Source organism: Hallella colorans (genome assembly GCF_003096815.1).
GTDB lineage: Bacteria > Bacteroidota > Bacteroidia > Bacteroidales > Bacteroidaceae > Prevotella > Prevotella colorans.
Genome location: NZ_QENY01000001.1, coordinates 154488 through 174062, shown reverse-complemented (window position 1 = coordinate 174062; position 19575 = coordinate 154488). Strand labels below are relative to the sequence as shown.

Sequence of the window (19575 nt, the reverse complement as noted above, 5' to 3'; positions counted from 1 at the left end):
TCAACAGGTATAAAAGAGAAAAAATGGAATTCAAATCACTTAATAATATCGAGACCTCATTCAGACAGATACGGCTCTATGCCTTTGTCTTTGCCATCGTATGTGTGGTAGTAAGCGGTTATGCTGTCTATGCCTCGTACAGCTTCGCCAAGGAGCAGAGGGAGAAAATCTATGTGCTTGACCAGGGAAAGTCGCTCATGCTGGCTCTCAGTCAGGATGCAAGTAGAAACCGTCCCGTAGAGGCAAGAGAACACGTGCGTCGTTTCCATGAGCTCTTTTTCACCATTGCGCCCGACAAGGACGCCATCGAAAAGAACATGGAGCGTGCTTTTCTGCTTTGCGACAAGTCAGCTTTCAACTATTACAAGGACTTGGCAGAGAAGGGCTATTATAACCGTGCCATATCGGGTAATGTCAATCAGCGCATAGAGGTGGACTCTATCCACTGTAACTTTAATACTTACCCTTATGCGGTAACGACCTATGCACGAGAGTTTATCGTCCGTCAGAGTAACGTTACAGAGCGCAGTCTTGTTACGACCTGCACGCTGCAGAACTCAGTCCGTTCGGACAACAACCCGCAGGGCTTCCTGATGGAGAACTTCCTCGTCAAGGAGAATAGGGATATACAGACCTATAAACGATAAGGCTATGGCAAGTAAAAGATACTTTTTACTCTCCCGTCAATATCTGCGTTTTCACCTATGGCTCCGCCATCGATGTGAAAGGCTCACGATAAGGCAGCGCAAGGCTATCGTCTATGGGCTGAGTTTTATCTATCTCATCTGTTCCCTTTGGATGATAGCGCAGTTTTTCCTTCCTCCAAAGAAGGAAAAACTACCCATTCCCACGGGAAAGTTGACGGACAGTCCGATACGGACAGACAGCACTTTACAAGAGTTACACGGCAATTTTTACCTACAACATCATCAAACAATCAAAGAAAATGGATAATAAACAGAAAGAACAAATGAAAAAAGGCTTGGTCTTCGGAGGTTTGGGACTGCTGTTTGCCCTTTCAATGTGGTTTATCTTCGCACCTTCGGGCAAGGATAAGACCGCAGCGGAGCAGGGGCTCAATGACAGTATCCCGCAGGCAACGACTGAAAAACTCACCGAAAACAAGCTCAAAGCCTATGAATTAGGCGACAAAACACACGAGGAAGAACAGACCCGTGAGGAGATGGGCAGGCTATCGGACTACTTCGCACAGAGCACTGCTCCATCAGAGGCGCAGCGTGCGGAGGTGGCTGCATCGACGGAAAAGATAGAAAACTCGATGCACCGCTATGAGGAGAATAATCGGCTGTTGAACTCTTTTTACGCCCCCGATCCACACGAGCAGGAGCGTGAAGCCTTGCGCTCGGAAATCGATAACCTTAAAAAGGAACTCTCTTCCAAAGACAGCAAGCAGGACGATGAGGAGAAAAGGCAGCTTGCCCTGATGGAAAAGAGCTATCAGATGGCAGCAAAGTATCTGCCCAAGACATCATCTGTGCCACCGTCATTGGAGAATGCTTTTGCGAATGATAAGGGAAACACATCCACAATCACCGATATTGGAACAGAAAAGGGGCAGATGCAAGCAAACGCTCCAGTTATGGAGGTCTTGGCGGAACGCAAACAGGTGGTGTCTTCGCTCGGTCAGCCGATGAGCGATGCGGATTTTATCAAGGAATATGGAACAAGAGCACGCAACTTGGGCTTCCACTCGCTAACAAGTACGGCTGCACCCACGATGCGCAACACGCTCAAAGTGGTGGTGGACAGAACGACCACGCTCAAGGAGGGCGACAATGTCGTGCTTCGTCTGCTTGAAAGTGCCAAAGTGCAGGGCTTGCGTATTCCACGACAGAGCCGACTCATAGCCATTGCCAAGATTGAGGGCAACCGTATGCACCTGCTCATTAAGAGTATTGAGGTTGGTGGGCATATCATAGCCGTCAAACTCTCGGCATACGACATGGACGGACAAGAGGGCGTGTATATACCAGGCTCGGAGGATATCAATGCGCTTAAGGAAGTTGGGGCGAACATCGGCGGTTCAATGGGCACATCCTTTACCTTCGCTTCCTCTGCCAAAGACCAGATTATCTCCGAGGCTGCCCGTGGGGTGATGCAGGGTGCAAGTCAGCTGCTTCAGAAGAAACTGCGCACCGTCAAGGTAACGCTCAAAGGTGGCTACCGCCTTTTCTTGGTTCAGTCCAAATAAAACAATCGAAAATGACAAGTAAAAAATAACATCAAATCAATAGCAACAATGAAGAAATTTATTTTATCAATGGCTATGCTTGCCATGGTGGGAGCAACAGCCACAGCACAGGAAAACAATGATGGTCTGACACCAAGCCGTCTGCTTACTTCGGGAGAGCTTTTTCAAGGTATGAGCCGTGCCATTCCAACGGGGCGTGTCGTACTGCCGTATGGTCTGGACGTTACCTTTGACAAGACCGTGCATCTTATCTTCCCTTCTGCCATTCGCTATGTAGACTTAGGTTCGCAGAACATCATTGCAGGAAAGGCGGAGGACGCAGAGAACGTATTACGTGTAAAGGCTGCCGTGAAGGACTTTGAGACGGAAACCAATATGAGTGTCATCTGTGAGGACGGCTCTTTCTATGCTTTCAACGTCAAGTATGCCGATGAACCGGAGAAACTCAGCATTGAGATGAAAGACTTTCTTTCCACGACAGAAGGCAGGCTGCCAAGCAATCGCTCTGATATTTACTTTAAGGAACTTGGCAACGAGTCGCCCGTATTAGTAAAGCTGATGATGCAGACTATCTATCAGAACGACAGACGCTGCATTAAGCATATCGGTACGCAGCAGTTCGGCATGAAGTTCCTACTTCGTGGCTTGTATGCCCATAATGGCTTGCTGTATTTCCACACTCGTATGGAAAACAGAACGAATATGCCGTACTCAGTGGATTTTATCACATTCAAGGTGGTGGATAAGAAGGTAGCAAAGCGCACCGCCATACAAGAACAAGTATTACAGCCACTTCGTGCCTATCACCAGGTGATGCAGGTGCGTGGCATGGGTAGTGAACACGCTGTGTTTGCGCTCGAGCAGTTTTCTCTTGCAGAAGACAAGCAGCTTGAAGTGACGCTCTATGAGAGAAATGGCGGTCGTACGCTGACCTTTTATGTAACGGCAGAAGACCTGCAGCTGGCAAAGAATATTGATAACCTCAAACTGAAATGGTAATGAAGAAGAACAATATCATTCTAACAGTATGCGTTGCGGTGGCCATGACTTTCAGTCTGTCATCGCAGGCACAGCAACTGATACCCAAGCAAAGGGGCGTAGAGGTCGTGGGGAATGTTCCACTTATCAAGGGTGAAAAGTTCCTTGCTGCTGACAATTTCGGTATGGGAGCATCACTCACCCGCTATCTGGGTCGTGAGAATTATACTTTTGTTATGGCAGAGTATGAACAGCAGAATATGCCGTACAGAAGTTATAACGTAAAACTCAAGGATGCACTCTTACAGGTGGGCTATATGTACCCTGTTCTCTCCGACAGAGGCAAGAACGTGTTCCTCTATGCTGGCATATCCGCATTGGGCGGTTACGAGGAATTGAATGAGGACAAGAAGCTGCTGCCCGATGGAGCAACACTGCTTGACCGCTCACGCTTCGTCTATGGCGGTGCCGTGCATGGCTCGTTGGAAGTATTCCTTACGGACAGGCTTCTGTTTCTTGTCAAGGCACAAGGGCGGTTGCTCTTCGGCTCTGACGTACATCGTTTCCGTCCTGCGCTATCAGCAGGACTTAGGTTTAATATTTAATAGAAAAGAAACATGAAAAAGAAGATATTAAGTTCAATATGGGTAATGGGCGTACTTGCCCTTGCCGTGTTTTGCCTATCTGCTTGTGATAGGGAGCTGGATGTTCAGCTGTCTTATCCGTTCACTGTCGAGACGATGCCGGTTCAGAAGGACATCATAAAGGGACAGACGGCTGAGATACGCTGCACGCTAAAACGAGGTGGTGAGTTTGCTGACACTCGCTATACGATACGTTATTTCCAGTCTGACGGCAAAGGCTTACTAAGAAATGATAACGGTACAATCTTCAAGCCGAACGACCGCTATCCGCTAACGAAAGATGTGTTCCGCTTATACTACACCTCGCTCTCCACCGACCGCCAGACAATTGACGTGTACGTGGAGGACAGTTTCGGTAAGATGCAGCAACTGACTTTCAGTTTCAACAACGAAAAGGCGGAGGAAAGGGGAAAGACCACCGCAGTAGTAACCAGAGCCTTGAACGATGCGAACAGCTAAACGCTTTGCTTTATTCTGTATAATGTGCTTGCTCTGCCAGCCGATCCTTGCCCAGCGCAGGGTACGGTTGGCAGACTTGCCACCTTTTGAGCGTGCAGTTGTCGTAGTGAAATACTTTGAGGGTATGCACGGCTGGAAGAATTATCCGTATGTTGGATATGGGCATCAGCTGCAACCAGGAGAACGTTTCACAGCAGATATAACGGAACGACAGGCGGATTCCCTGCTCCGTGCCGACCTTTGGAAATGCTTTGAACACTTTAAGGGGTATGGTAAGGATGCGCTGTTACTCAGTCTACTTGCCTATAACGTGGGCGTGGGGCGACTGCTCGGTTATGGCAAACATTCTAAGAGTAGGCTGCTACGAAAGATAGAGGCTGGAGACAGGAACTTCTATCGGGAGTATGTTTCGTTCTGCCGATATAAGGGAAAGGTTTTGAGAGGGTTAGTCAAGCGAAGAAAAGTAGAGTTTGCATTGTTCTTTATTTCTTAATCAAATAAGGCTTGTAAGAAACTTTTTGTTTCATATATTATCGTTATGTCATTTTAAATGAGTATATTTGTTGTCGTTAATAAAAATGATTAAATATTTATGTTAAAGTACTTAAGAACGAAAGATAATGACAATGGAATAAAGTTAAAGAAAGTTGCAAATTCTTATCCCATATTTATTCCTGATTTTGTTGAAAAGAATCCTCTTATGATGCGAGAAGAAGAAGGAGAATGTTTTTTTAAACGAGGTGTTATTTTTTGGATTAAACAGGAGAACGAATCCTTTAATATATATGAATTAGAACGGGAGGCTTCATTTAATGACATTTGTAATTCTTTAGAACTTTAAATGGAATTAGTAATTCGAGGTGTAGCACCGCTATCATATAACTCAAAAAGAAAAGACGTGTATCAAAAAAAAATACGCTCGGCTTTCTTGCAAAAATTCAAAGGGAATGTGCCAAAATTCCCTACTGGTATAGAATTATATGCAAAAGCGTTTTTTTTCACAAGTGATGGAGTTAATGTCGATACTGATAACATTAGTAAGCCAATTTGGGATGCTTTAAATGGGCTTTTATATGATGATGATTGTAATATCGTATTGCGCATGGCATCTGTTATAGATGTCGAACGTCATCCAATTACTACTATCGATGCAACTAAAATAGACGGTGATGTGGCAGTAGAATTAATGCAGGGATTAACAGATAAGAATGTTAAGTGTCTATATCTTGAATGTAGTAAATTTTATGATACAATGGTAAAAATAGGAGAAATTAGTATATGAAACCATTAAGAGACTATTTAATACAAAACTTTGAAAAATCTACTCTTGCGCAGATTGCTGATGAGTATAAAAAAAAAGGATATACTATTAAAAAAAATGTTTTGATAGGTCCCTTTAGAGTTGACCTTGCAGCAATCAAGGATGATGAAATTGTATATATAGAATTAAAAACTCGTACGGAAAGTTTTGAAGCAAAACAAAGAATAAAGGCAATGGCTGATTACTTTAAGAATGTACCTAAAGCTAAATTTAGAGTAGTCATTTCACGTTTCCCTGAGATAAAGAAAATAGATTTTTATAATATTGACTCTATACTATATGACTATTTTATACTTGATTTCCCATCAGCATTAGATAAACTTTCAACCCATACAAGTATAGAAGAAGTATATGGGGTAGATATAAGTGAGATAAGTATCAAATCCGACAGTCTTTATATCATTTGTGATGGAAAGGTAGTAGTTTCTCTTCAGTATGGTTCAGATTTAGAACAAGATGCTGAAGAAGATTCCATGTGTATATCTTTTCCTTTTAAATTTAAAGGAGCTATCTGTCATAGTGGGAAAGAATATAAAATAAAAGAATGTGAAGAATTAGAAATTGATACAGATGCATTTTACGAGTAAAACACAAAAGATATAAAGCTTAAAAAATTATTGTTGATTTCCTATTCATTATATCAATATAAGTGTTTTATTATATAAAGTGATTTATTTGTTCTTCTAGTTATGGACGAGTTTTTTGTAGAAATCTAAAAAATGTAAGACTTTCTACCATGTTTCCTCCCAGCTTTCTGCAATTAGTTCAAACACTGCATCGAAGATGTATTGTGTCCGAACTCTGTAAAATTTCTTCTTCATAATCTTAAAATTCAACTTTTAATAATCTGTATTCCTTTGGCACTCCATTGGATAATTTGCAGTGTTTGAGCCAAAAGTGATGTGCACCATAGCCGTATGCAAAGAATTTGTCAAGTTCTGTTTCTTCGGCTATTTTGTTGATAGCCGACCTTAACTCCTCTTTGTTGTCAGATAGGGTTATTGCGTTGATAACCCTAATGAGAATATGCGGTATCTCATCTGCCCAGTTGTAGATAATGTTTTCAATCTCTGTTTTCATATCTCTGATAATTTAATGGTTCATACTTTATGCTGTTGCTTTCATTCTTCGGCTTATAAGACCTCGATTGGCATTCACAAGGTTTACTATCTGCTCGTGATATTCCGTATTCTTGTTGCATTTCCCACGACTTTGAACCACTTCCAAAGTTCGTAATGATACTTCAATGGTTTCTATTCGCTTGCCTTCAATGGTAGCCGAAAGGATAAGGGAGTCCTCCTTGAGGTAGTATGCATTAGAAAATACGCAATGATGCATTGATACACCTTCTTCCAAATGTTCCTGCACGCTCTCCAATACGTGGACTTGGATAGTGCCGTCCGTGAAATGGATACCGAAAAACTTGGATTTAAGTTCTTTGAAACGCTTTTCATCTTCCATTGCCTTCTTTTGCTTCTGTTCTATCTCCTCCCTTTCACGCAATCTGAGAAGTTCCTCGTGTCTGCGGTCGTGTTCGCCTTTAAGGTCAGTTGGGCATAAATATTTTGGATTATGAATATCCTTTCCTAATCTTCTAAGTGTATCTACATAATCACTCCAAAGAGAAATGTCTGCTATCTCATAGCCGTTACGGACTGCAATCTTGTAGGACTGCCATAGTTCCTCAAAAGTCCTCCTGTTGCCAAGAAAGTAACGTAAGTGGTCTGTACGACCTGCCTTTAGCAATGTTTCCACACGGCTGTCTGTAAGCAATGCAGGAATAAGTTGGGTAGGCACGATGCCATAGAAATTATCCTTAAAACCATTTCTGCGAAGTATGTCTGTAACCTTGAACTTCGGATATATCGGTGAGTAGGCAATATGCTGATAGGCTTCATTATCGTTGCGTATCGCCATAGGACTATAATAGGAAAAGGTATCAACATAGTGTCCCAATACCCTCTGTATAGCAACCACAGCTTTTCGCCCCTGCATATTCCACCAATATTGCCCAATCTCTATTATGGAAGCCTGTGCTTTGTAACCTTTCTCCATACCCACAATAAGTAGGAACATACGTAATACTTGAAACTCTCCACAAGTGGTAAGTATGGTGAAATACTGCTTTTGCTGTAACTTACGCTCGTATGTTTCTCTGACCTGCAACTTTGCCCTGCAATGAGGGCAAGTGCAAGTTTCTCTATGTTTGTCCATTACCCAACTATACCCACAATCCATACAAGTGGTGCGACCTTTTGGCAAGCGGTAGGCGAAGTGGTCTATACACTCACGAAATGCCCACTTACTTTGTGTCTTGGTTATCGGGCGAAGATGCTTGCTTTGTTCCAAAACTGCTTTTTCAAATTTGTTTCTCGGTTTCATAGGCTTAAAAATCAAATAGTGATGGTTGTACTTGGGTTGCTATGTTCTCCGTCTTTTTCACTCGTGCGTTACGGCTCTGTATCTTGGCAAGTTCCTCACGCAGATATTGCTTAATGGCTTCCTGCCTTGCTTCGACTTTTTCTTCCTCCGTTAGTTCCACAACGTGATTAACGGCAACTTGGCAAGAAACAGCCTTGCCGACCTCTATATCGTCCTCATCGTAGTAGTGAACAGCCATAGAGAAGATTTCATCATCATCAAAGCCGTTGCAACCACTTTTCTGCACTTCATTAAGAATGTAGGTGATGCACTCCTCGATATTCTTGTTCGGTTTTATCAAGTTAGGGGCAAACAAAGGGTCTGTCATAGCACGCTGATTGAGATACTCGGCTATTGTCCGTGTGAAATGTTCTGTTCCTTTCATATTGCTTAGTATTTTGGGATTTCTACAATTTGATTGATGCGCCCATATAGGTAGGCTCTTAGGCTTGTTCTGTCGGGTGCGTAATACTCTGTCCATTGTCCGTACTGATTGACAAGGTATTTCTTCAGTACATCAAAGAAGTCAAAGCGATAGCCTTGTAGGGGAACGGCTGTTCGGAAAAAGGTGTTTGAGTTTACCGCTTCACATAACCAATTCTTTTCCTCACGGCTCATCATTTCGCCACGATTGAGTTTCACACGTAGGAGATATACTTTGCTGTTACGGAGGTTCTCCAAAGGGAGTACGTCCCATTGTACAAACTTAATTGCCAACACTTGCTCACTTTTTTCAGCCACAGGGTTAATGCGGTAATGAGAGGAGGAGCTATATCCTTTTCTGTTCATCGAAGATGTTGTATTTACCTTTTGCTTATCCATAGCGACATTTTTTTTATGCGTCCAAAGATCGGAGTATGCTGATTCCTTTTTGTAGCAAAATAGAGGTAGCGGGGTAGGCTTACACAAGGTTTTGGCGGAAAATACTACCCAACGGTGTGGAGATTTTCCAGACAAACCAAGTGGCACAGACCTTTTGAAAGCCACAAGCCCCGTACTACCTTTGCGGATAAAAAGGAAACAGAATCCATCTCCTTGTCATCGCATATCGTGGAGCATTGGAAAAGAAGCAAAAGTGCAACGCTCGTAGTGGAAAATAGAAAAGGTGGTTTTCTCAAATTGCGAGATAACCACCTAATGAAATAAAACGAAGGTTTTACAGAGCTGTGCTTCTCAAAGCACGCAGAGCAGGATGGCACAGAGAATCGCCAGCCAGAAGAGAATGCTCAGCAGCGTAAATGCCACTTTCAGAATTACCCTGACTATAAAGTGTAGTATCAGAAAACTTGCAATAACTGACACGACAGTTACGACTTGTTGCGTTACTATCTTTGAGATCAGCCAAATGGCACCGATAACGATGGAAAGCAGGATTGCGAGTTCTATGAAGCGTGTCCAACCGAAGTGGCGGACTTGCTTGAGAGAAGTCGGCTGCTGCTTTTCCTTATCGGTTTTGTTCGATGCGTCTGCCCTGATGAAGGCAGGTGTGTGAACGATTTCGTTAAGCCGTGAGGACAATGTAAGCTCGCTTCTATTGTCTCGGCGAGAAATCGCACTTTTAAGAACGTCTTGATTCATGATGATTATATTCATATCGGAGCTTTTAATAGTTTCAAGAGCAATAACAAGATGCGCAGACTACACAAAGACAAGTGTTTGAAAAAACTCTTGGCGTGTGGAGTGGAGCGTTTATCTTGGCTCTTGACACTACAAAAGCTCCGTATGGTGCTACATCAGTCCATGTTTTCACCGCCTACGGTTGGCAGACTATTGACCTCTATGAGCAGAACGATAGTCCCTGTCAGTTCGGTGTAGAGTTTCTCATACTCTGGAGTTGCGCCAAAGTCGTCTGTTAGTTCATACTTGTCGAAAACGCTTTGCACAGCCTTATTCTTTAGAAGTATTGGTGTTAGTCTTTCGGGGAGCGGAGAGGGCAGTTCTTTCTCGAACTCATTCTCTAAGACAGACACAAGTGTATCATACTTTGAAAAATGCAATCCTCGATGCAACACTTCGCTTGCCATCGTCTCCGCCTCTGGGTGAGAAAAACCTTGTGCTATAGCATCGCAGTAAGTTGTCAATGCTTCGTCTGCGCGAGCAGTTATAAACGTATTTTCATTCACTCTCTCTGGAAAATGCTCTCCGAGATACGCTTCCAACTTCAAACGGAAGTAGGATAGTTCTTTCTTTGTTGTTGTCATAATCTTCTTGGTTTAGGGTTGTACATTATTTTGAGTTGATGCCCATAGCAACATTGAACTTGTCTAACTTGCCAGCCAACTGTTCCATATCGTGTTCTATCTTCTTATTGGTTATACGGGCATAAATTTGTGTAGTTTTAATGTTGGTATGCCCCAACATCTTCGATACACTTTCCATAGGAACACCCTTGCTGAGCGACATGGTTGCAAACGTATGTCGGGCAAGATGGAAGGTCAGATTCTTCTTGATGCCACAAATATCGGCAATTTCTTTCAAATATGCGTTGGTTTTCTGATTAGTTAAGATGGGAAACAGTTTGCCGTCCCGATAGGTCTTATGACTGTATTTGGCAATGATACTCTTGGGTATGTCAAGAAGCAACACATTTGTCTCCACACTTGTTTTCTGCCTTTTGGTCATAATCCACTGCTTATCATCAAGTGTTACGATATTGTCTGGTGTGAGATTGGAAACATCAATATATGCTAGACCTGTGAAACATGAAAAGATGAAAACATCCCTTACTAACTCCAAGCGTTGAATAGCAATTTCCTTGTTGGCTATCTTCATAATCTCCTCATCCGTGAGAAAACCTCGATTGACAGGCTCCAAGTGAAAACGATGATTGAGGAAGGGGTCGTGAAGAAGATAACCACGTTTTTGCGCATAGATAGTTACGGTCTTGAGTGCCTTCATCTTCTTGACTGATGTGTTGTAAGCGCAACCTGCCACTGTACTCAGATATAACTCAAAATCCTGTACCACGGATGGTGTGAACTCTGTCAGTCCTACATCCTTTCTTCCATACTTATGAATAAGGAATTCTGAGAAATGTCTTCTTAAAACGCTGTACTTTTGTAGGCTGTCTTTGCTGATGGTGTGTCCGACGCGTTGCCTGATGTCTTCGTTGAATCTGTCGAATACAGGGAGGAAAGTTGTATACTCCCTGTCTTTTCCCACAAAATAAGAGCGGATTTTCTCCAATGACAGGGAGGAGTCGTCCTCAAATTTGTGATAGATGTTACTCAGTGTAGCAGAAATAGAGTCCAATGCGGCATTAGCGGATAAGGTTTCTGTCGTCCGACCTTTGAGCCGACTTGTGGCATTGTTCCATACTGTCTTGTCCACGAAGATTTTCGTAGATCCGAAATTTGCCATCTCTCCGTTAAGGAATACACGGAGCATTACAGGCGACTTTCCTTCTTTGTTCTCATAGTTTGAGCGTAGGTAGAAGGACACCTTGAAAGTTGTTCTCATAATGCATCATTCTTTTGTGTAGCACTCGGCTGCAAAGTTAATATATAACACTCTGAAAAAGAAAGAATTAATGCCGTCAATATGGTATTCAAAATCCCGTCACTGCTACATTTTTTGCTGCTACAATTTTTGTGTAGCAGTTTATGTAGCAAAAATTGACCGAATGATGATTGTCAAAACATAGGGTTATGCCGTCAGGCGATAAAGGTATATACAAAGAAAAATCGTTGTAAAACCTTGATTTTACAACGATTATCTAAATTTTGAAGGCTAAATTGACAACCCTTGTGAAGTCCTTTTGAAGCCTATTAGCGGAGAGAGAGGGATTCGAACCCCCGGCACCTCTCAGTGCGACGGTTTTCAAGACCGTTGTAATCGACCACTCTACCATCTCTCCAAAATTTTGATATGGAATATCTTTATATCAAAACTGAATGCAAAATTACATCTTTTAAACCAAAAATCACTTTAAATCTTTTTTAAATTCTTCAACATTATAATTTATTAACAAATAAGTATTGGTGGGCAAATGCCATTGCAAAGTTTAGAGTCCGCTGCTTTGCAGCCATGGCAATTTATTAATTCAGTGAACACTACTTAATATATGCACTTTCCTACTTTTTACGAAAAATGAGATTTTATACAAATAGTTCTAAATCTTACTAATCAGCAGTTATATTCTTTACTCTATTTTTTGTATCGTGTGCGACATTGCTTGTAGCCCAGCTTAATAAGGTGAGACATCATTTTTTTTGATGTATGTCTCAAGTTCACCTGAAAATCATTTATGGTATTGCCTTGAATTGATTAGGGGGTATCATAATTTTATGGTATTTTTCATCTTTATGTTATTTGGTTATTCTTAAAAGTGTTACCTTTGCATAACATTTAGACATACAGATATGGTTTCCAATAAAAAAAACAGGTGGAGGTGTCTGCCAGGCCAACCACTGACAGAACTTGACAAGAAAGTGTTGTACTGGCAGAACAAAGGCAAATTGGTGCCCACTCGTGAGATGGTTAAAACACCTGAACAGATAGAGGGCATACGCATTGCCGGCAAATTAAACACGGGATGTCTTGACGCTGTGGCGGCTATGATCAAGCCTGGCATCTCCACGCAAGAGATTGACAACGTGTGCATGAAATACTGCGAGGAGAATCACTGCCACCCCTCTTGTCTTAACTATGAAGGCTTTCCCAAGAGCGTGTGCACAAGTGTCAACGAGGTAGTTTGCCACGGCATTCCCAAGAAAACCGATATTTTGGAGGTTGGTGATATCGTGAACGTGGACATGACCTTGGACTATAACGGATACTATGGCGATGCGTCGCGTATGTTTATCATTGGTGGGGAGACTACACCTGAAAAAGAGCAATTGGTGCGAGTAACCAAGGAGTGCCTTGAGATAGGTGCAGAAGCTGCCAAACCCTACGGATTCTTGGGAGATATAGGGCATGCCATCCAGAAACATGCCGAGAAATATCACTATGGAGTGGTGCGCGACTTGTGCGGACATGGCGTGGGATTGGCTATGCATGAGGAACCAGAAGTGTTGCACTATGGGCGCAAAGGCACTGGCATGATGCTTGTTCCTGGCATGGTGTTCACCATCGAGCCAATGATCAACATGGGTACATGGCAAGTGTTTATAGACGAAGACGATCCCTACGGATGGGAGGTCATCTCAGGCGACGAGAAACCTTCAGCGCAATGGGAACATACTTTCTTGATGACCGAGAATGGCGTGGAGGTGTTGTCCTACTAAGCAAGGTTCGGCCTCTATGTACACGACGTCCTGTTATCATGAGGCGTGGACAATGTGAGACACGAGGTATCTTTTTAACCTCGCTCATAATATGACGCAAACACAATAAAGAAAAATGGACATATATATATTAGGTATAGAGAGCAGTTGCGACGACACGTCGGCTGCTGTGTTGAGAAACGGAGTGTTGCTCAGCAACGTGACGGCTTCTCAGGAGGTCCATCGGGCCTATGGTGGAGTGGTGCCTGAGTTGGCCAGCAGAGCGCATCAGCAGAATGTAGTGCCTGTGGTAGATCAGGCTCTGGCACGTGCGGGTATCAAAAAAGAACAATTGTCGGCTATCGCATTCACGCGCGGTCCCGGACTGATGGGATCGCTATTGGTGGGCGTGAGCTTTGCCAAGGGCATGGCGCGCAGCCTTGGCATACCACTGATCGACGTGAACCATTTGCAAGGTCACGTGATGGCACACTATATTAAGGAGAGCGACGATGACAGTCACATGCCTCCTTTTCCATATTTATGCCTGTTGGTGTCGGGTGGCAACTCGCAGATAGTCAAAGTCAACGCTTACAACGACATTGAGGTGCTGGGCCAAACTATCGATGACGCAGCTGGCGAGGCCATCGACAAGTGTTCCAAGGTGATGGGGTTAGGCTATCCCGGTGGCCCAATTATTGATAGGTTGGCTCGTCAGGGCAACCCTCGCGCCTATAAGTTTGCCGAGCCGCATGTGCCTAGCATGGATTACTCATTCTCTGGCTTGAAAACATCTTTTCTCTATAACATGCGCAAATGGGTTGCCGAGGACCCTGATTTCTTGGAGCGTAACAAAGAAGATTTGGCAGCGAGCTTAGAATTTACCATCGTAGATATACTGATGAAAAAACTGCGATTGGCTGTCAAAGAGACGGGTATCATGCATGTCGCCGTGGCGGGTGGTGTATCGGCAAACAATGGTTTGCGCAATTCTTTCAGAGAGCACGCCGAAAAATATGGATGGACTATATATATCCCTAAATTCAGTTATACAACAGATAATGCGGCCATGATAGGTATCGTGGGGTATTTCAAATACTTGGACAAAGATTTCTGTCCCATTGACGTGCCCGCATTCTCAAAAGTAACATTCGAATAAAGACATGGAATTGGAAAGCAAAATATTGAGTCAATTGATACAAGAGACTCTTTACGATAGTGGAAAAACATTAGGAACAGCAGAGAGTTGCACTGGAGGGCGCGTCGCCGAAGCCATCATTTCGGTTCCCGGTGCGTCTCTCTATTTCAAAGGTGGAGTAGTGTCATATACCAATGAGGTGAAAGAAAACTTGTTGGGGGTGTCGCGTGAAGTGTTAGAAGAGCAGACGGCTGTATGTGGTGAGGTAGCTCGGCAGATGGTTGTCGGCGCATGCCATGCCCTGAAATGCGATTATGCCATCTCTGTCACGGGCGTGGCAGGTCCTACAGGTGGCACTCCCGCCATACCAGTTGGCACCATTTGGATAGGCTATGGCTCGGTCGACGATGTGCGAACATTCCAGATCTCACAAGATCATGGGCGCGATCGCAACCTTGCATTTGCCACCAATAAGTCGTTACAGCTACTTCTTGACTATCTTAGGGAACAACGTGCGAGCGCTGAAGTATGAGCCAAGCGGAAGTGAATTGTGAATTAAAATATTATAAAAAATAGATTTAGCGGTGTATTTATTTTGCTGTGACAGAATTTATTTGTAATTTTGCACACTGTTTGGAATAAGTATATAAAATCGAATTCAAAAAACAAAGAATAGCAATGTCTAAGATTTGTCAGATCACAGGAAAGAGGGCGCAGATAGGTTGTAATGTGTCTCACTCAAAGCACCGCACGAAGAGAAGCTTTGACGTTAACCTTTTCAGCAAAAAGTTCTACTATGTAGAAGAGCAATGCTGGATATCGCTAAAGATCAGCGCAGCTGGTCTCCGTCTTATTAATAGGGTAGGTCTTGATGCTGCGTTGAAGCAGGCAGTTGCCAAAGGTTATTGCGACTGGAAAGACATTAAAGTAATAGGAGAATAATTGACATGGCAAAGAAAGCTAAAGGAAACAGGGTGCAAGTTATATTGGAATGCACCGAGATGAAAAACTCTGGTCTGCCTGGCACAAGCCGCTATATAACTACCAAGAATCGCAAGAACACTCCGGGACGTATGGAAATGATGAAATACAACCCGATATTGAAGAAAATGACTCTTCACAAGGAGATCAAGTAATCTTGCATTAACAATTAAATGAGATAAACTATGGCAAAGAAAGCGGTCGCTACCCTCCACGAAGGATCAACGGATGGTCGCGCATATTCCAAAGTTATCAAGATGGTGAAAAGTCCCAAGACTGGTGCTTACATCTTTGATGAGAAAATGGTTCCTAACGAAGCCGTTAAGGATTTTTTCAAGAAGTAAATAGAAACGAGAACAAAGCGTGTTAACAATGTTATGTAACATGCTTGAGTTACCATAAAAAACCGAAAGTCATGATAGACCAATGTTTATTATGACTTTCGGTTTATATTTTGTAATTTAAGTTGGGGCAATGGGTATGACCATTGTCATTATACCGAGATCTCTCCAGCGAGCGATTTGTTCATTAAGTTTCTTATCGTGCTAACATCACTGTGATGGGCCAACAAGAACATCATTTTGGTGATGGCTGCCTCTACAGTTGAGTCGTACCCAGATACCACGCCGTTGTCTTTTAGCTGATATCCTGTGTCATACCGTCCCATCGCCACTGTTCCTGCCACGCACTGACTGATATTAACCACAACGATACCACGCATGGTGGATTTTTTGAGAGCTTGCACAAGCCATGGGGTTTGTGGCGCATTGCCACTACCAAATGTGCGCATGACGATACCTCGCACTTCCTTGGATAGCAACACATTGTGCAAAATATGCTCTTGTATGCCTGGGAACAAGCTGAACAGCACGACATTTGGGTTGAGCGTGAGATGGGGAATCATAGGCTTGTCAAAGTCTGGTTTTAGAATGTGATGGTCTTGAAACACAAAATTTACGCCAGCGTCACATAGATGTGGGTAATTGAAAGATTCGAAAGCGTGGAAGCCATCGGCGTCTATTTTAGTGGCCCTGTTTCCGCGAATGAGATGACCACTGAAATAGATGCATACTTCGGGCACGCGCGCACGTCCATCTTGGTTTTTCAAAGAGGCTAGTTCTATGCTTGTAACCAAATTTTCTTTGCCATCTGTTCGTAGCTGTCCGATGGGAAGTTGGGAGCCGGTAAGAATGATGGGTTTGGTGAGATTTTCAAACATGAAAGAAAGAGCGGAAGCTGTGTAGGCCATAGTGTCAGTGCCGTGGAGAATGACAAAACCATCGTAATCTTCATAATTGGTAGAGACGATACGTACTAATTGTGCCCATTGGGCAGGTGCCATGTCGCTCGAGTCAATGGGTGCGGAGAATTGATAAACATCAATGTCAGCTTTGATAAGTTTAAACTCCGGCATAGAGTCAACTAAAAGGTTAAAATCAAGTGGTTCCAATGCACCGGTGAGTGGATTTTTCCCCATGCCGATAGTGCCTCCGGTATAGATAAGTAGTACTTTATTCATCAAGGTTTTATATTTTATGCAAATATAGTTAAAAGCCTTGACATTTCAAATTATTTGTTCTAAATTTGAATAAACAAACTAATTTTTTAAAGGCAAATTTATACGAACGCTAAAACATTTCATGGATTATTTTTGTTGGACACGTCCCCGCAGCTTAGAATTTGTATTGTTATCATGTGTCCAAGATTCCCATTATAGACTATCAGCGCCAGTTAAACTTGAAATAATGCCCCCATTAATTCTGGGCATAACTGGAGCTGTGATTAGGTGGGCGACCGTCATAAATTGGAGGTGCATGCGCGCCAATGGCGTGGAAGAAAAGTATTGCACAAGTGAGGACGTTTCTGATTTGGAGAAATTTGAGAAATGAGCAAAATCCGTTCTGTGCATATTTTGTAATCCAATGTATTAAGGATTACATGCAGAGTTTAAAAATGCTTTTAGTTTTACCTATTTCTCCAAGCCCTTTGTTAACAGCCAACTGGAATCTATTTCATTTTCATATCACCTCATCCATACGGATATCAGTTGGCTCAGTCGGCACATGGTCTACCTTTTGGAAATCAAAGCATATCCCTATCTTGTAAACACATGGAACCTTGCCCAAGAATCGGTCATAATATCCTTTGCCCCTTCCCAGTCGGTTTCCCTCGGTATCAAAACCCATTCCCGGAACAACGGCTATGTCAATGGAAGCATAGTCGGTAAAAACCGGACCTTCAGGTTCCATGATGTGAAAATCTCCTTCGCACATACTCTTCTTGCCTTGGTATAGCCTAATCTCCATTTCGTTGTCGCCGATGACTTTGGGCAGTAAGATTTTTTTTCCCTTTTGAGCCAACTCGTCAATGATGTCGTGTGTGTAAACTTCATCGGGGAGCGAGTAGTATAGAAAAATCGTATTAGCTTGAACCAATTTGGGATGACACAGCAGACGGTCAATGACAGGGTGTGACATCGTTATGAGTTGGTCTCTCGTGAATTGTTTTTTGAGATTGCGTATGTCTTTTCTGAGGGTAGATTTCTCCATGGTTGTTTTATTTTGCGCGTTTCTTTTTGGTTATTCTTTTTATTGGTGCTTTGGGGAAAGCCATATTATTTTTTAAAACCATCATTGCTTTGGTTATAACAGGGTCGTCTTGATTGAGATATTGTGTTAGAGCCTGCTCATCAAGCATGTTGTAGACAATACGCGCGTTGATATATTGGTTGAGCAATGAATAGCTTTTTTTAATCATCAAGTTGCGCCGCGCCAATCCATGCTTGTCAGCGTAGGTGGCAAATTTGTCCACAAGGTTCTGTCGGTCAAGATAGTTAACCAATTGAAGCAACTCGTTGAATTTCTTCATTTTTTGCCTGTTGTTGTCCGTGTAGGTGAAGGCGAATTGGAGAATGAGACCGCTTATTGCCGCCTTTTTATAATAAGAGGTGACATTGGTGGTGTCTTCGGGTACAAAAATATCGGGCGTTACGCCTCCACCGCCATATACCACGCGCCCCAGCGCGGTGTGATAGGCTGGGCCAGTATGGTGTATGCTATCGCGTGAGAAAAACTCTCCGTGCTCGTAACGGTATAGGATGTCAGTGGCATAATCGGCATCTTCGCCATCGGTGTATGGCTTTTGGATGCAGCGTCCAGATGGTGTGTAATAACGAGCTATGGTCAGACGCACCATGCTTCCGTCAGGAAATGGAATTTGTTGCTGTACCAAACCTTTGCCGAACGAGCGTCTGCCAATAATTGTGCCACGATCATTGTCTTGAATAGCACCGGCAAAAATCTCTGAGGAAGAAGCCGACCCTTCGTTGATGAGCACCACTAACGGCATGCTTTGGTAAGCTCCATGTCCATCGGAACGATAGTCTTGGCGGGGCGATTTGCGACCTTCGGTGTAGACGATGAGTTTTTTTGCTGGCAAGAATTCGTTTGCCATTTGCACCGCGCTTTGCAGATAGCCACCGGTATTGTCACGCAAATCGATGACCAAGTTGCTAAATCCCTTTTGCTGCAAAGTTGCAAGAGCAATGAGAAGTTCTGGATATGTCTTTTCGCCAAAACTCTTAATCTTAATATATCCAGTTTGTTTGTCAAGCATATAGGCTGCCGTGACGGTTTTCGTAGGAATTTCACCACGCGTTATGTCGTAGGTGATGGGCTTGCCGTGACCATATCTCTGCACGCTCACTTTCACTTTGGTGCCGTTAGGTCCTTTCAGTCTGCGCATGGCTTCCTCATTGGTAACCACCTTGCCTACAAATTTCTTGCCGTCCACGTATACTATCTTGTCGCCGGCAATAATGCCTGCTTTTTCAGCCGGACCATTCTTGATGACGTTCTGAACACGTATAGTGTCGTCGCGAATAATAAACTCAATGCCCACTCCTGAGAATGATCCTTTCAAATCATCGTTGGCGGCCTGCACGTCTTTGGCGCTGATATAGACCGAGTGTGGATCTAACTCGGCCAGAATTTTGGGTATGGCATCGTCGACAAGCGAGTCCATGTTAACCTTGTCCACATATTGGTCGTCGATGATATGCAGCAGATTGTTGAGGCGATTGCTACCGTTGTTGATGATGGTGAGCCTATTGCCTGAAAAATGATTTGCATAAAACGAACCAATCATAACGCCGATAACAACGCACAGTGCCATCAGCAGGGGCATAAATCTGTTTCTATTTTCGTTTTTCATTT

The 19575-nt window shown here is 43.2% G+C and carries 26 protein-coding genes and 1 tRNA gene; 16 read left to right on the top strand and 11 right to left on the bottom strand.

The window, feature by feature from the left end; genetic code table 11:
• Positions 1-23: 23 nt before the first annotated feature.
• From traK to C7379_RS00745, 10 genes are all read left to right on the top strand, one after another.
• Positions 24-647, top strand: coding sequence for a conjugative transposon protein TraK (traK, locus tag C7379_RS00790; RefSeq protein WP_025073283.1), 624 nt, complete (start codon positions 24-26; stop codon positions 645-647).
• A 4-nt stretch (positions 648-651) separates the two neighbouring features.
• The gene (locus tag C7379_RS00785) at positions 652-954 is read left to right on the top strand and encodes a hypothetical protein (protein WP_116615553.1); all 303 of its coding nucleotides are present in this window, start codon (positions 652-654) and stop codon (positions 952-954) included.
• Positions 947-2212 carry a conjugative transposon protein TraM gene (gene traM / locus C7379_RS00780; protein ID WP_116615552.1) on the top strand — a complete coding sequence of 422 codons (1266 nt, stop codon included), beginning with the start codon at positions 947-949 and terminating at the stop codon, positions 2210-2212. The genes C7379_RS00785 and traM overlap by 8 nt, the downstream gene beginning before the upstream one ends.
• 48 nt (positions 2213-2260) lie before the next feature.
• Positions 2261-3211: a conjugative transposon protein TraN gene (gene traN, locus C7379_RS00775; protein ID WP_116615551.1), complete on the top strand. Its 951-nt coding sequence runs from the start codon at positions 2261-2263 to the stop codon at positions 3209-3211.
• Positions 3205-3795: a conjugal transfer protein TraO gene (locus C7379_RS00770; protein ID WP_116615550.1), complete on the top strand. Its 591-nt coding sequence runs from the start codon at positions 3205-3207 to the stop codon at positions 3793-3795. The genes traN and C7379_RS00770 overlap by 7 nt, the downstream gene beginning before the upstream one ends.
• A 12-nt stretch (positions 3796-3807) precedes the next feature.
• Complete coding sequence (locus tag C7379_RS00765; RefSeq protein ID WP_116615549.1) at positions 3808-4293, top strand: DUF3872 domain-containing protein; 486 nt, start codon at positions 3808-3810, stop codon at positions 4291-4293.
• A complete protein-coding gene (locus C7379_RS00760; protein ID WP_116615548.1) occupies positions 4280-4786 on the top strand; it encodes a glycoside hydrolase family protein in 507 nt (168 codons plus the stop codon). The genes C7379_RS00765 and C7379_RS00760 overlap by 14 nt, the downstream gene beginning before the upstream one ends.
• 99 nt (positions 4787-4885) lie before the next feature.
• On the top strand, positions 4886-5134 hold the full coding sequence (locus C7379_RS00755) for a hypothetical protein (RefSeq protein ID WP_116615547.1): 249 nt from the start codon (positions 4886-4888) through the stop codon (positions 5132-5134).
• On the top strand, positions 5135-5575 hold the full coding sequence (locus C7379_RS00750) for a RusA family crossover junction endodeoxyribonuclease (protein ID WP_116615546.1): 441 nt from the start codon (positions 5135-5137) through the stop codon (positions 5573-5575).
• A complete protein-coding gene (locus C7379_RS00745) occupies positions 5572-6201 on the top strand; it encodes a pPIWI-associating nuclease domain-containing protein (RefSeq protein WP_116615545.1) in 630 nt (209 codons plus the stop codon). Before C7379_RS00750 ends, C7379_RS00745 begins: the two co-directional genes overlap by 4 nt.
• A gap of 238 nt (positions 6202-6439) precedes the next feature.
• Here the strand turns inward: C7379_RS00745 and C7379_RS00740 are convergent, their stop codons facing one another.
• The 8 genes from C7379_RS00740 to C7379_RS00700 all read right to left on the bottom strand — a co-directional run bounded on the left by C7379_RS00740 (position 6440) and on the right by C7379_RS00700 (position 11891).
• Positions 6440-6694, bottom strand: a complete 255-nt coding sequence (locus C7379_RS00740; RefSeq protein ID WP_116615544.1) for a hypothetical protein — start codon at positions 6692-6694, stop codon at positions 6440-6442.
• A 27-nt stretch (positions 6695-6721) separates the two neighbouring features.
• Complete coding sequence (locus tag C7379_RS00735) at positions 6722-7996, bottom strand: PcfJ domain-containing protein (protein WP_116615543.1); 1275 nt, start codon at positions 7994-7996, stop codon at positions 6722-6724.
• A gap of 4 nt (positions 7997-8000) precedes the next feature.
• Positions 8001-8420, bottom strand: a complete 420-nt coding sequence (locus C7379_RS00730; RefSeq protein WP_116615542.1) for a PcfK-like family protein — start codon at positions 8418-8420, stop codon at positions 8001-8003.
• Between the two features lie 5 nt (positions 8421-8425).
• Positions 8426-8857: a hypothetical protein gene (locus C7379_RS00725; RefSeq protein WP_116615541.1), complete on the bottom strand. Its 432-nt coding sequence runs from the start codon at positions 8855-8857 to the stop codon at positions 8426-8428.
• A gap of 351 nt (positions 8858-9208) precedes the next feature.
• Entirely contained in the window at positions 9209-9628 is a 420-nt protein-coding gene (locus tag C7379_RS00715; RefSeq protein WP_207773376.1) for a hypothetical protein, read from the bottom strand.
• Positions 9629-9768: 140 nt separating this feature from the next.
• A complete protein-coding gene (locus C7379_RS00710; protein WP_116615539.1) occupies positions 9769-10236 on the bottom strand; it encodes a DUF1896 domain-containing protein in 468 nt (155 codons plus the stop codon).
• A gap of 25 nt (positions 10237-10261) precedes the next feature.
• The gene (locus tag C7379_RS00705) at positions 10262-11494 is read right to left on the bottom strand and encodes a site-specific integrase (RefSeq protein WP_116615538.1); all 1233 of its coding nucleotides are present in this window, start codon (positions 11492-11494) and stop codon (positions 10262-10264) included.
• Between the two features lie 312 nt (positions 11495-11806).
• Positions 11807-11891: transfer RNA gene (locus tag C7379_RS00700), tRNA-Ser, on the bottom strand.
• A 505-nt stretch (positions 11892-12396) separates the two neighbouring features.
• Between C7379_RS00700 and map the strand changes: the two genes are divergently transcribed.
• From map to C7379_RS00670, 6 genes are all read left to right on the top strand, one after another.
• Entirely contained in the window at positions 12397-13263 is an 867-nt protein-coding gene (gene map, locus C7379_RS00695; protein ID WP_116615537.1) for a type I methionyl aminopeptidase, read from the top strand.
• 115 nt (positions 13264-13378) lie between these two features.
• On the top strand, positions 13379-14401 hold the full coding sequence (gene tsaD / locus C7379_RS00690) for a tRNA (adenosine(37)-N6)-threonylcarbamoyltransferase complex transferase subunit TsaD (protein ID WP_116615536.1): 1023 nt from the start codon (positions 13379-13381) through the stop codon (positions 14399-14401).
• A 4-nt stretch (positions 14402-14405) separates the two neighbouring features.
• Positions 14406-14912 carry a CinA family protein gene (locus C7379_RS00685; RefSeq protein ID WP_116615535.1) on the top strand — a complete coding sequence of 169 codons (507 nt, stop codon included), beginning with the start codon at positions 14406-14408 and terminating at the stop codon, positions 14910-14912.
• 146 nt (positions 14913-15058) lie between these two features.
• On the top strand, positions 15059-15322 hold the full coding sequence (gene rpmB / locus C7379_RS00680; protein ID WP_036894458.1) for a 50S ribosomal protein L28: 264 nt from the start codon (positions 15059-15061) through the stop codon (positions 15320-15322).
• A 5-nt stretch (positions 15323-15327) separates the two neighbouring features.
• Complete coding sequence (gene rpmG / locus C7379_RS00675) at positions 15328-15516, top strand: 50S ribosomal protein L33 (protein ID WP_036894456.1); 189 nt, start codon at positions 15328-15330, stop codon at positions 15514-15516.
• Between the two features lie 30 nt (positions 15517-15546).
• Complete coding sequence (locus C7379_RS00670; RefSeq protein ID WP_081935345.1) at positions 15547-15705, top strand: DUF4295 domain-containing protein; 159 nt, start codon at positions 15547-15549, stop codon at positions 15703-15705.
• Between the two features lie 149 nt (positions 15706-15854).
• Here C7379_RS00670 and C7379_RS00665 read toward each other — a convergent pair whose 3' ends face one another.
• The 3 genes from C7379_RS00665 to C7379_RS00650 form a co-directional block, all read right to left on the bottom strand.
• The gene (locus tag C7379_RS00665; RefSeq protein WP_116615534.1) at positions 15855-16880 is read right to left on the bottom strand and encodes an asparaginase; all 1026 of its coding nucleotides are present in this window, start codon (positions 16878-16880) and stop codon (positions 15855-15857) included.
• Positions 16881-17379: 499 nt separating this feature from the next.
• The gene (locus tag C7379_RS00655; RefSeq protein WP_116615532.1) at positions 17380-17910 is read right to left on the bottom strand and encodes a 5-formyltetrahydrofolate cyclo-ligase; all 531 of its coding nucleotides are present in this window, start codon (positions 17908-17910) and stop codon (positions 17380-17382) included.
• 7 nt (positions 17911-17917) lie between these two features.
• Positions 17918-19573 (bottom strand): S41 family peptidase, encoded by a 1656-nt coding sequence (locus tag C7379_RS00650; RefSeq protein WP_116615531.1) that lies wholly within the window; start codon positions 19571-19573, stop codon positions 17918-17920.
• Positions 19574-19575 lie beyond the last annotated feature (2 nt).

Bases quoted from the DNA above. Each gene is read 5' to 3' on its own strand.
- C7379_RS00745 (WP_116615545.1), top strand. From the start codon at position 5,572: ATGAAACCATTAAGAGACTATTTAATACAAAACTTTGAAAAATCTACT.
- C7379_RS00755 (WP_116615547.1), top strand. From the start codon at position 4,886: ATGTTAAAGTACTTAAGAACGAAAGATAATGACAATGGAATAAAGTTA.
- traN (WP_116615551.1), top strand. From the start codon at position 2,261: ATGAAGAAATTTATTTTATCAATGGCTATGCTTGCCATGGTGGGAGCA.
- C7379_RS00715 (WP_207773376.1), bottom strand. From the start codon at position 9,628: ATGAATATAATCATCATGAATCAAGACGTTCTTAAAAGTGCGATTTCT.
- C7379_RS00765 (WP_116615549.1), top strand. From the start codon at position 3,808: ATGAAAAAGAAGATATTAAGTTCAATATGGGTAATGGGCGTACTTGCC.
- C7379_RS00770 (WP_116615550.1), top strand. From the start codon at position 3,205: ATGGTAATGAAGAAGAACAATATCATTCTAACAGTATGCGTTGCGGTG.
- C7379_RS00750 (WP_116615546.1), top strand. From the start codon at position 5,135: ATGGAATTAGTAATTCGAGGTGTAGCACCGCTATCATATAACTCAAAA.
- rpmG (WP_036894456.1), top strand. From the start codon at position 15,328: ATGGCAAAGAAAGCTAAAGGAAACAGGGTGCAAGTTATATTGGAATGC.
- C7379_RS00730 (WP_116615542.1), bottom strand. From the start codon at position 8,420: ATGAAAGGAACAGAACATTTCACACGGACAATAGCCGAGTATCTCAAT.
- C7379_RS00655 (WP_116615532.1), bottom strand. From the start codon at position 17,910: ATGGAGAAATCTACCCTCAGAAAAGACATACGCAATCTCAAAAAACAA.
- C7379_RS00725 (WP_116615541.1), bottom strand. From the start codon at position 8,857: ATGGATAAGCAAAAGGTAAATACAACATCTTCGATGAACAGAAAAGGA.
- C7379_RS00710 (WP_116615539.1), bottom strand. From the start codon at position 10,236: ATGACAACAACAAAGAAAGAACTATCCTACTTCCGTTTGAAGTTGGAA.
- C7379_RS00785 (WP_116615553.1), top strand. From the start codon at position 652: ATGGCAAGTAAAAGATACTTTTTACTCTCCCGTCAATATCTGCGTTTT.
- C7379_RS00650 (WP_116615531.1), bottom strand. From the start codon at position 19,573: ATGAAAAACGAAAATAGAAACAGATTTATGCCCCTGCTGATGGCACTG.
- traM (WP_116615552.1), top strand. From the start codon at position 947: ATGGATAATAAACAGAAAGAACAAATGAAAAAAGGCTTGGTCTTCGGA.
- traK (WP_025073283.1), top strand. From the start codon at position 24: ATGGAATTCAAATCACTTAATAATATCGAGACCTCATTCAGACAGATA.
- C7379_RS00685 (WP_116615535.1), top strand. From the start codon at position 14,406: ATGGAATTGGAAAGCAAAATATTGAGTCAATTGATACAAGAGACTCTT.
- C7379_RS00740 (WP_116615544.1), bottom strand. From the start codon at position 6,694: ATGAAAACAGAGATTGAAAACATTATCTACAACTGGGCAGATGAGATA.
- rpmB (WP_036894458.1), top strand. From the start codon at position 15,059: ATGTCTAAGATTTGTCAGATCACAGGAAAGAGGGCGCAGATAGGTTGT.
- C7379_RS00705 (WP_116615538.1), bottom strand. From the start codon at position 11,494: ATGAGAACAACTTTCAAGGTGTCCTTCTACCTACGCTCAAACTATGAG.
- map (WP_116615537.1), top strand. From the start codon at position 12,397: ATGGTTTCCAATAAAAAAAACAGGTGGAGGTGTCTGCCAGGCCAACCA.
- C7379_RS00665 (WP_116615534.1), bottom strand. From the start codon at position 16,880: ATGAATAAAGTACTACTTATCTATACCGGAGGCACTATCGGCATGGGG.
- C7379_RS00670 (WP_081935345.1), top strand. From the start codon at position 15,547: ATGGCAAAGAAAGCGGTCGCTACCCTCCACGAAGGATCAACGGATGGT.
- C7379_RS00735 (WP_116615543.1), bottom strand. From the start codon at position 7,996: ATGAAACCGAGAAACAAATTTGAAAAAGCAGTTTTGGAACAAAGCAAG.
- tsaD (WP_116615536.1), top strand. From the start codon at position 13,379: ATGGACATATATATATTAGGTATAGAGAGCAGTTGCGACGACACGTCG.
- C7379_RS00760 (WP_116615548.1), top strand. From the start codon at position 4,280: ATGCGAACAGCTAAACGCTTTGCTTTATTCTGTATAATGTGCTTGCTC.